Genomic DNA, 8,267 nt, shown 5'->3' on the forward strand with positions numbered 1-8,267 from the left:
CATCAATACCAGTATCCAGCATATCAACGGAGATGGCGATAATCGGGTCGCCGCTCTTAACGGAAAAATCATCTATCAGGGTTTGGGCGTATGACTCGTAGTTGTCGATCACCCGGCAGAAGCTGCCCTTTAAGTGGGGATAGTTGGCATCAAACCGCTCCTGAATAAACAGGGCATGGTTGTGGTTCTTGGCAAAGATGATGGTCTTGCCCAGCCGGTCGCCACTCTCCACCTTCAGGCCATAACGCATCAGGTGTTCCAGCACCTTGTCCACCGTATCGATGTTGAACAGCCAGTTGTTCAGGGCAGCGGAATCAATCTTCTCAGGCATGCCGCCCTGCTCCTCATCCCAGAACTTTTCTTCATACTCAAGCTGTTCTTCTTCCGACAGCTCGTTGTAGGCCACCCCTTCACGCTGGAACTTGAGTGGAACCGAATGCGCCCTGGGAGGCACCAGATAACCGTCAGTCACGGCCTGGGCCAGCTCGTAGTAGTAGGTAGGCACCCCTTTTTCCAGCTCAAACAGTTGGTAGGTGTTACGATCCACCTCAGAGCGTGGGGTGGCGGTCAGTCCCAGCAGCAGAGAGTCAAAGTACTCAAAGATGGCCCGATACTTCTGGTAGATTGAGCGGTGGGCCTCATCAATCACGATCAGGTCAAAGTGACCGGGGCTGAAACGCTTATTACCGCCCTTAGCCTCATCAATGCAGTTCATCATGGTGGGATAGGTAGACAGCACGATCCGGCTGGTGGTGTCGTCCTTGATCTTGGTAATATCCACCGGGCTGGAATGGGGCAGATGTTCCTTAAAGGCATTGCCTGCCTGAGACAGCAGGGCGTTGCGATCTGCCAGAAACAGCACCCGCTTGATCCAGTTACACTTCTGCAGCAGCTCAATCAGGGCAATCACGGTGCGGGTCTTGCCGGTGCCGGTTGCCATCACCAACAGCGCTTTACGCAGCTTACGCTTCTGGAAATCTTCACCCACCCTACGGATCGCCTCTAGCTGGTAGTAGCGTTCCACAATCGCCTTGTTGATGGTGGCGCTGGCCAGATCCTTCAGGCTGCTGCGACGGTTGATCAGCAGTTGTAGCTCATCCTTCTTGTAAAAGCCCTGTACCTTGCGGGGAGGATACTGCTGGTCGTCCCACAGCCAAGTATCGTAGCCGCTGCTGAAAAAGATCAGCGGGCGTTGCCCCTTCATCTGCTCCAGGCAATCGGCATACAGCTTGGCCTGCTGCTGGCCGATGCGGGCATCCTTCTTTGTACGTTTCGCCTCCACCACTGCCAGGGGTAGGCCGTCATCACCCCACAGCACGTAATCGACAAAGCCCTCGCCCTTGTCGTTGGGCATACCGGTTACGGGATATTCTTGCACGTCTGGCTGGCTGATGTCCCAGCCCGCTTCTTTCAGCAGCAGGTCTATAAAGTAATCCCTGGTCTCGGCCTCGCTGTAGTCGTGGTCATCCGGTACAGCACGGTTACGCTGCTTATACTGCTGAATCTGGGCCTGCAGGCTGGCAATCTCTTCCTGGGTCTTGGCCAGCTCTACCTCTTTAGCGGCCAGGCGGGCATCTTTATCAACAAGGTCAGCCTGCAGTCTGCCTAACTGTTCGGCATTCTTGTCGCTGACGGTGCTGTCCTTTTGGGGGATCTGGCTGATGTCAAAGGTCTGCTTTGCCAGTGTTGAAGGGGAATAGCTTCGGCCCAGCCAGTACAGGAAGTGGAACAGCTCTTTTAAGACATGCAGGGCATCGTTGCTGTTGATCGGTTTGTCGCTATGGACTGCCAGGTTGCCAATTTTCTGGATGGTGAGGATCTTGGGGAAGAGGCAGGGTTCAAGGTTGTCGCGGAAGCTGGGTTCGTGGATCAAGGCTGCCAGGTTGTCGGCATACGGTTTCTTCAGGTAGTTGTCATTGGCATACAGCCACTTCACCCCCAGCTCCAGCGTGCGGCGGGCATGAAAACAACTGGTGCGCGGGGCGCTGTTTACCTGCTGCTCTGCCTCGGCGGCAGAGGCGGCCAGGTCGGGCCAGTTGGTTTTCAGGAAGCTGAAGTTGGACATTAATTATGAGCTCTTAGCAACGCATTAAAGTTATTTGTGCTGATTTAGTTTATTAAGCAGGCTATAGAAGTATCTGAAATAGTTTGGTTTGTATACAGTCTTAAAGCCCTTTGTAAACGTATAAGGCTTTAGTGTTTGGCTTTAGCCCGTTATAAACCAGCGAGCCCATCTCCGCTTTCCTTTTAAAGCAACCCGGTTTTCTTCCCGTAGTTCATTTAGCAGGTTCTGTACCGTACTTTCAGATTCAGCTGGTAAAACCTGCCGTAATTCTGCAAGCTGAGCCCCTACTTCCCCCTGGTTACGAAGATGCTTTTCAAGCAACGCCTTGTTGGTCTCGCGATCCAGTCCCTTTTTTCGGGTATAGACGCCTTTTGCTCCCAACGCTGCGTATAAGCGTCGTGACAACAGGTACCGTGTTCCTCTTCCTCTCCCCACACTTTCAATAGCGCCAAGCTCCACCAGGTTTGGGAGACGGGCTTTCAGGTGTTCCGGCAATGTCTGTTCGCGATGTAAGTAGTCAAGCGTCAGAAAGTCATAGGTGGAAAAAGAGCGTAACGTCTCCTCGCCCAAACGCTCCATGAACCGGACAAACGCGGTACTCTTAACCATACCCTCCAAAGTAAGCCGTACTTCATGGCTGGATGTACCGGCGAAACTCGGCAATGGTTTTCCTTGGCGGATGGCGCTTTCAAAGATCAGATTCATTCCCTGACCAGAACGTTCAATCAGACCGCAGCGGGCTAATGCCTCGGCAAGACGGCGGTTGCGCGGATTCTGCTGATCAAGAATGTTGTCAGCAGTAATGCCGGGCGGCAAAGCGCCTGGGCTGACCACCTCCAAGCGGTGGGCATATTGGCGTACAAAGATGGAGCCACCAAGCCGGTAATCACGATGAGCAACGGCATTCAACAGAGCTTCTCGAACTGGCACCTCGTCAAAGGTTGGTATGTCCATTCTAAATAGGCCATCTTGGTAGCTTTGGCGATCATTGCGCAGATTGATCTTGTTCCAGAGAGAATCCTGCCAGAGAAAAAAGCCTTCCCGGTACTCCTCTCGATCAGCAGCCGGGCCGGATGCTTCAGATGAACGATATTCAAAAACCAGCTCTGCCTGTGCCAGATAGCGTCCCAATGCGGAGCGGGAGCCGAACAGTATCAAGGCAGCATAGGTAAGCTGGCCGTCCAGCAGCAGTTCAGCGTTAGCCAGTGTTTCGGCGTCACTCCATGCGCGTTTGCGCTCATCACGGCTTTTCCTGGCCCAGCGGTCACGAAACAGGGCAATTGCATTAGGAGCAAGATCAGCAACAGATGCACCGGGGCAGATCTCGGCGGAAAAATCAGGGCCGATTTCAGCAAAAATGGCTCTCAACTCGATATCCGACAAAGCAGCAAGCTCATCACCAGCACGTTTCAGATAACGCCCCTCGCTATTCCATGCCATTCCTGGCAGGCGGGGCGGTACATGTACGATCAGCACACGCCCTTCGTCTGTGTGCAGCTCCTCTACCGGAATACGATGAAACAGACGATCATGCAGACCGGATTCAGTCCTGCCCGGTTCAGCAAAGGCAGTTGTCCCGACAATGTGACGGGGGCGACGGTCAGACACCCCCAGGATGATCTTGCCGCCCCCCTCATTGGCAAGGGCAACGCAATATTCTACCAGTTTGTCAAAATGGTAGTTGTGCTTGGCCTCCTTGAATTCGAGGTTGGTGCCTTCCGGTTCTGATAGCCATTGATACAGCTGTTCGCGGGTGGTGGTCATGATAGTTCTCCCCTGAAGGCCCGTTGCAGGAGGGAGGTAAAGAGGGTGTCGGATGTGTCGGCTGCATCCTTCAACTTTACCTTGGTATTTTCAACTGATTCAACGGCTGCCGCATACTGCTTTTGCAAAACAAATGGCGGATTATACAGATGCAATGACTTTATTGAATCGAAGTTAAGCCCCGATTTCACAGCGGACTGGTCGAGCTGCAAGAACTGGCTTTTACCACCTTGGCTTTCCAGATAGGCCGCAACAAAATGAGGATTAATGGCGTTAGATAGCCGTACCAGAGCAAGGTGTTGGTTGATATGGGCACCCTCGTCAGCAGTCTGCTTGTCAACAACAGCTGTTCTGCCGAGGTCTGCAGTAATGCTAATTAGTAGGTCATTTTCCTGAACCTTGGTTCTGGCAGCTTCCTTGTTGTCTGGAGCCTTCACGTACTGAACATCATTAAAATGAAGCTGGCCATTCTTCACATTCTGAATACGGATGAATTTGCTTCCGTGGTCACTGTAATACTCTGCCCATCCCCTAGAGCCACTGGTCATAAAAGTTATTTCTTCTGCAAGCGACTTAACCTCCCATCCCTTCGGATTCGTCACCGGATCACCAAACATATCCAGAAACACTGAGCGCAGTAGTTCCTCGGTCAGCTTTACCGCCTGCTGCCGCTTGCGCCGGATGGCATCGGCCTTGTCCAGAATGGCGGCAATCCGTTTTTGTTCGAGGAGTGGGGGGAGAGGGAGTTCTAAGTCACACGCAAGGTCAAGTGACATATTCGAAATATTTGTCGTCTGACGTCCGCAATACCTTAGCTGATGAAGTGTTTCGCTACTGTTCATCCAATGATACAAATATCTGGGAAATATTTTTTCTCTGTCGGATCGTAAAATTGAGATAAAACCGCCAGCAGTAGCCTGATAGCTTAGCTTGGGTACCCAACAACTTTTGCCGACCAACTCCCAGCTATTGGCTGTTGAAACGAGTAGATCTCCTTCAAAAAGATATTGCTCTTTACGTTTTACAAAGGGTTGAGGAATGGCGATTAAATCGTCTTGATCCAAAATATCCTGAACATTTTTGGTCCGCATACATACTACTGCGTCAGTAGAATTAGGTTCGATCTTGTCCTCGGGTTTGAATGTAATACCCCGAATGAAAGCAGCCACATCCCCGAGGCGAACTAAAGAAACTGTCATCCCACCATCCCCTTCAACTCTGCCAACTCTGCTGCAATCTCCTGCTCCAGCGCCTCCAACCGGGCAATGATTGCCTGGGGCGGTTCATACTCTACCTCTTCATGCTCCACCTGCTTGTAGCGGTTAATGGACAGGTCGTACTTGTTATCGCGAATCTCCTGCAGTGGCACACAGAACGCCTTGGCAGTCCGATCGGTATCTGTGGCCGGGTTACGCTGTTGCCATCTTGCCAGCACATCAGGGATATCGTTTGCCTCAATCGGGTTGCGCTTGTCGTCCAGCGAATAGCCATCGGCATGCATGTCGTAGAACCAGACATGGTCGGTACCGCCGGAGTTGGTCTTGGTGAAGATCAGGATACCGGTGGAGACACCGGCATAGGGCCGGAAGACACCGGAGGGCATAGAGATCATCGCCTCCAGCTTGTGGCCTTCCACCAGGGTCTTGCGCAGGTCAAGGTGGGCCTTGGATGAGCCGAACAGCACGCCGTCCGGCACGATTACGGCGCAACGCCCGCCCGGCTTCAGCAGCCGCAGCATCAGGGCGATAAACAGCAGCTCGGTCTTCTTGGTCTTGACCGTGCGCAGGAGATCCTTGGCAACGGTCTCTTCATCCAGCGAACCCTTAAAGGGCGGATTGGCTAGAATCAGGGTAAAGGCATCGGCAATATCGGCGGCGCTGTTGGCCAGGGCATCCCGCCGCTCAATGGCCGGGTTCTCTATGCCGTGCAGCATAAGGTTCATGCTGGCTACCCGCAGCATGGTGGAATCAAAATCAAAGCCGTTGAACAGCTTTTCGTTGAAGTGCTGTTTAAGGGCCTCATTGTGGAAAAGGTTTGGGTGCTGCTCCCGCAGGTATTCACCGCTGGCAACCAGAAATCCGGCTGTACCGCAGGCCGGATCGCAGATGGTGTCTTCCGGCTTGGGCTGCATCAGCTCTACCATCATCTTGATGATATGGCGGGGGGTACGGAACTGGCCGTTGGTTCCGGCAGTGGTCAGTTTGGAGAGCATGTACTCGTACAGGTCGCCCTTGGTGTCCCGGTCTTCCATGGGAACATCGCTAATCTGCTCAACCACCCGCTCCAACAAACTTGGCGTCGGGATCATGAAGATGGCGTCCTTCATGTGGCGGGAGTATGCGGTATCTTCTCCACCATGCAGGTTTTTGATAAAGGGAAAGACCTCAGTGCTTACGGTCTTAAACATCTCTTCTGCCTCAAACTCTTTGAAGCGTGACCAGCGCAGGTTTTCCTGCCCCGCTGCAAAGATCGGCTCTTCAATCGGCTTGTTCAGCCGGTTGGCCTTCTTTTCTTTGGCGGTGTGGATATCGTCCAGCCGTTTGATGAACAGCAGAAAGGAGATTTGCTCGATAACTGACAGGGGGTTAGAGATGCCGCCTGACCAGAAGGTGTTCCAGATCTTGTCTATCTTAGACTTGATATCAGTGGTAAGCACGTAGGGGACTCCTGAAGTAGTAAAAAATGCAGCAGGCTGCCTGATGTGTATACCGTATCAAAGGGTGGCAGTCAAATTGTCAACTCAGCTATTTATGCTGTTTGCGTCACATATTGTCAGATCAAATGTAGCTGTGCGGGTTAATCCACTGATCTGTTTTAAAAGTCTATGTTCTGATTTGTGGCCTGACGGGTGGGCTCGTATGGAATAAGGCCGGTAAATTGCAAGCTTGGCCGGTCAAGCTGTACCTCCCATACCTGCCCTGCTGCGCCGTTGCGGTTTTTAAGAACCTTCATTATCAGCTGCCCCTGTTTTGTTTGCTGCATCCCCAGCATAAAGTCTGCACTGGCTTCAACATCGCCACCGCCCTTGGCGCTGTGTGCCTCAATCTCTGCATTGTTTTTGACGCTCTCTCGGTTGACCTGGGCCAGTACCAGCAGCGGCACGTTCTTAGACTTAGCAAGATTCTTTAGCTCTGGGCCAAGGTAGGCAGTACGCTCAAACAGGGTCTTACCGGGTGCCTGCATCAGACCCAGGTAATCAATCCCCACCACGCCTATTTCACCGTGATTACGTTTGGCGGCGTCAATGTAGCGGCCTATTTGATCAATCGTCAGACCTGGCCTTTCACAGACCAGCATGTTCTTGCCGCCACCGTCACGGGCTGCCAGTTGCAAGGCGTTAGCCTCCACGGGCTCATTGCGCCAACGGTATTCGCAGGTGTAGCCGTTAATACCGCTGGTCATGGCAACTTCCCGTTCAAACAGTTTGGCGGCTGGCATCTCAAGGCTGAAAAACAGGCTAAGCAAACCGGTGTCACGGGCAGATCGCAGCAGTAAAAATTGCAATAGCGCAGATTTAAAGGTGCCGGAATAGGCGATGATGGTTAGCAGTTCACCGGGGGCAACACCGCGCAATTCCTTGTCCAAATCACGGAAACCTGTCGTAAAGCGAAATTTATTTACACGGCTGACAAACTGCTGATAAGCTGTTGCCCTGCCATCAAAACTAATCAGGTCTGCAGCGTTTACGCCGTGGGCGCCGTCCAGTTCTCCGGCCAGCTTGTCCAGGCTGCGGCGGGTCTCGTCAATCACCGTGGCCGGATCATGGCCCTGTCTGATCCTGCCGGTGATCACCTGCCCAACGCCAGCAAGAGACCGCTGTACGGCATGGGTGCGGATGATCTTGGCGTAGTAGGCAACGTTGGCAGCGGTGGGCACGTAATCAACCAACTCCAGCAGGTAGGGGGCACCGCCTGCTTCCTCCAGCTGCCCGCCGGTCTTTAGGCTATTCAGCAGGGTGGTGAAGTCTATCGGGCTCTTAGCCTGGTTAAGTTCCAGCATGGCGGCGTAGATATGCCGGTGAGCTGGGTTATGAAGATCTTCCTGGCTGATAATGCCGGTTATGGATTCCAGTGCGGCGTTATCAACCAGCACCGCGCCAAGGGCAGATTTCTCAGCCTCAAGGCTGTAGGTAGGGGGGGTGTCAGGCTGTTGCATTGGTTGTCTCCTTTGCTACCCAGAACTGCCAGTCCTCCAGTTTAGTTCCGTCAGGTGGCAGCAGGCCCGCGATCCGGTATCGGGCTGCAGATGCGGCCATGATCTCAACGGGGGCTGGTATCCGGTTAATCTGGCTTACCAGCATTGGCAGGTAGCGGCGATTGGCAAGAAAGGCATCATCGACGGTCAGAAAGTGACTGGCAATTAAGATCAGGTGCTTGAGGGGTTGCAGGCTCAGCAGGGTTTTAACCGCTTTGGCATCTTTTGCCGCGAAGTGGTAAGT

6 protein-coding genes are annotated in these 8,267 nt (G+C 53.1%); all 6 read right to left on the reverse strand.

Features of this window, described 5'->3' with window-relative positions:
* Nucleotides 1–2,065: DEAD/DEAH box helicase family protein (locus OEL57_RS10975; protein WP_300740579.1), on the reverse strand; the 2,065-nt coding region annotated here is incomplete at its 3' end.
* Nucleotides 2,066–2,206: 141 nt separating this feature from the next.
* Nucleotides 2,207–3,829, reverse strand: a complete 1,623-nt coding sequence (locus OEL57_RS10980) for an ATP-binding protein (RefSeq protein ID WP_300740580.1) — start codon at nt 3,827–3,829, stop codon at nt 2,207–2,209.
* Nucleotides 3,826–5,028, reverse strand: a complete 1,203-nt coding sequence (locus OEL57_RS10985; RefSeq protein ID WP_300740581.1) for a restriction endonuclease subunit S — start codon at nt 5,026–5,028, stop codon at nt 3,826–3,828. Before OEL57_RS10985 ends, OEL57_RS10980 begins: the two co-directional genes overlap by 4 nt.
* Nucleotides 5,025–6,485, reverse strand: a complete 1,461-nt coding sequence (locus OEL57_RS10990) for a type I restriction-modification system subunit M (protein ID WP_300740582.1) — start codon at nt 6,483–6,485, stop codon at nt 5,025–5,027. The genes OEL57_RS10985 and OEL57_RS10990 overlap by 4 nt, the downstream gene beginning before the upstream one ends.
* A gap of 158 nt (nt 6,486–6,643) precedes the next feature.
* Entirely contained in the window at nt 6,644–7,984 is a 1,341-nt protein-coding gene (locus OEL57_RS10995) for a replicative DNA helicase (protein ID WP_300740583.1), read from the reverse strand.
* On the reverse strand, nt 7,971–8,267 hold a 297-nt coding region (locus OEL57_RS11000), incomplete at its 5' end, for a hypothetical protein (protein WP_300740584.1). The genes OEL57_RS11000 and OEL57_RS10995, both read right to left, overlap by 14 nt.

Source organism: Trichlorobacter sp., assembly GCF_030247655.1.
Taxonomy (GTDB): Bacteria; Desulfobacterota; Desulfuromonadia; order Geobacterales; family Pseudopelobacteraceae; genus Trichlorobacter.

Bases quoted from the DNA above. Each gene is read 5' to 3' on its own strand.
- OEL57_RS10980 (WP_300740580.1), bottom strand. From the start codon at position 3,829: ATGACCACCACCCGCGAACAGCTGTATCAATGGCTATCAGAACCGGAA.
- OEL57_RS10995 (WP_300740583.1), bottom strand. From the start codon at position 7,984: ATGCAACAGCCTGACACCCCCCCTACCTACAGCCTTGAGGCTGAGAAA.
- OEL57_RS10985 (WP_300740581.1), bottom strand. From the start codon at position 5,028: ATGACAGTTTCTTTAGTTCGCCTCGGGGATGTGGCTGCTTTCATTCGG.